This is a genomic window from Streptomyces sp. NPDC052052 (assembly GCF_040680455.1).
Classification (GTDB): Bacteria; Actinomycetota; Actinomycetes; order Streptomycetales; family Streptomycetaceae; genus Streptomyces.
The window spans coordinates 1-1784 of record NZ_JBFAWU010000062.1; the positions used below are offsets into that span (position 1 = coordinate 1).

General features: G+C 67.0%; 1 protein-coding gene. It reads left to right on the forward strand.

Annotation, left to right across the window (positions count from 1 at the left end):
• Positions 1-24 precede the first annotated feature (24 nt).
• On the forward strand, positions 25-1784 hold a 1760-nt coding region (locus tag AB0L71_RS32640; protein ID WP_365250367.1), incomplete at its 3' end, for a condensation domain-containing protein.

The window sequence follows — 1784 nt, forward strand, 5'->3', positions numbered from 1 at the left end:
CGTGATGTCGTGGTGGGGTGCCCGATGACCGGGCGGACGCGTCCCGAGACGGCGCCGTTGATGGGATATTTCGTCAACGTGGTCGCTCTGCGGGGTCGTTGGGAGCTGGGAACGCGTTTCACCGACCTGTTGGAACAGGTCCGCGCCACAGTGTTGGAAGGCATGGCCCACCAGGACGTGCCCTTCAGCTCGGTGGTGGAAAGAATCCGGCCCACCCACGACCCCAGTCGCAACCCCGTCTACCAAGCCATGTTCACTCATCAGGCAACAGGCACGGGCGATGCTGCGGGAATCACGGCCGGTGACGTCACCTGGAGCGGATTTCCGGTCGACGACGTCGGGGCACCGACCGATCTGGCGATGGCCTGCCGCGAGAGCGACGACGGGACCCTGCACGGGGCACTGCGATACAACGAGAACCTGCTCGAACGAGAGAGCGCCGAGCGGATGGCTCAGGACCTGGTGCGCGTCCTGCGAGCCGTCGCCGAGGACCCCGGGTGCCGTATCGACGAGATCGAACCCCCTGTCGGCATGGGCGGGCTGGTCCGTGGACCCCTCGGCCTCGCCGGCCCGACCGCCGAGCGCTTCCTGCCGGACCCGTCCATCGAGGGACGCGACGACAGCACACCGGATGAGGACGACCTGGTCGATCCGGATGAGCTCCGGGCGGCCATGGAGAAGAACCCGCTGGTCGTGGAAGCCTTCCTCAGGCCCGGCGAACCCCGGAACGTGGACCTGTTCGTCGTACTGGCCGATGCCGCCCCGCCGGACGCCGTGGACCGGCTCCACGACTACCTCGACGACATGCTGCCCCCGTACGTCGAGTCCGTCGGCATCACCGTGCTGGACAGCCTGCCCCGGACACCCGGCGGCGACGTGGCCGTGGATCGGCTGCCCGCACCGGCCCCGAGCGAGCCTCCGCAGGACGAACTCGAGACCGTCATCGCGGAGATCTTCAAGGACCTCATACGGGAGGTCGACACCGTCGGCCGGCACGACAACTTCTTCGACATCGGTGGACACTCACTGATCGCCATGCGCGTGAAGTTCCAGGTGCGAGAGCGCCTCGGACTGGAACTGGAACAGGCCGAGTTCTACCAGAACCCGACCGTAGCCGGTGCGGCCACGCTGCTGCGGAACCGGCAGCCTGCGTCGCCCGCCGCCTCCTCCGCAGATGTGTTGGTGGGTTCGGGTGCGGTGGAGGGGGTGTTGTCGCCGGCGCAGGAGGCGTTGTGGTTCTTGTGGCGTTTGGATCCGGGGGCGGGTTCGTACAACGTGCCGTCGGCGTATCGGTTGTCGGGTTTGTTGGATGTGGAGGCGTTGGGGCGGGCTCTGGCTGGGGTGGTGGGGCGTCATGAGGTGTTGAGGACGCGGTTTGTTGAGCGTGGTGGGTCGGTGGTGCAGGAGGTGGTGCCGGCGGGTCCGGTGGGTGTGGATGTGGTGGTGGTTCCTGAGGGTCGGGGTCGTGAGGGTCGGGGTCGTGAGGAGGTGCTGGCGGGGCTGGTTGTGGAGCGTGCGGTTGAGCCGTTCGATCTGGATGGGCATGTGCCGTTGCGTGTGGTGTTGTTCCGTCTGGCGGCGGACGATCATGTGCTGTTGGTGGTGACGCATCATGCGTTCACCGATGCGTGGTCGGACGAGATCTTCTGGCGTGAGCTGGGGGAGTTCTATGGGGCCGAGGCGGAGGGTCGGTCGGTTGAGCTTCCGGTGCTCGGTCTGCAGTATCTGGATGTGGCTCGGTGGCAGCACGGGTTGCGGGAGCAGGGTGTGCTGGGGGCCCAGTT